General features: G+C 62.3%; 1 protein-coding gene. It reads right to left on the reverse strand.

The features are described from left to right. The coding region (locus tag EN852_RS41930; protein WP_348643539.1) for an AMP-binding protein at positions 1 to 329 on the reverse strand (329 nt) is incomplete at both ends.

A 329-nucleotide genomic window follows, 5' to 3' on the forward strand; every position in this document is an offset into this window, starting at 1 on the left:
TAAAGAACGATCGCGGGTGCATCGACGGATACCGCATGGAGTTGGGGAACGCGATTGCTCTTCGGTTCGCCGCGGGGCGACACATTTATCCAGCCGACAACTCGCGGCAGGTCCGTGGGTCGGACGTCTCCATCCCCTATGACAGTCGACAACCGCGCCTCGGAGACGATCGCATTGATCCTAGTATCCGGATCCCTCGTGTTGAGGGGCACCATAGGCCGCCCTGCGGCCATGCTCGCCAGCATCGCCAGCGGGAAGAAGGCCGTATTCGGAAGAAGAATGCCGAGGGCGCTATCGGCGGGAGTGATTGCCAGGATGCGGCCAGCCAG

The organism is Mesorhizobium sp. M2E.F.Ca.ET.209.01.1.1 (genome assembly GCF_004010375.2).
In the GTDB taxonomy this organism is placed as follows: Bacteria; Pseudomonadota; Alphaproteobacteria; order Rhizobiales; family Rhizobiaceae; genus Mesorhizobium.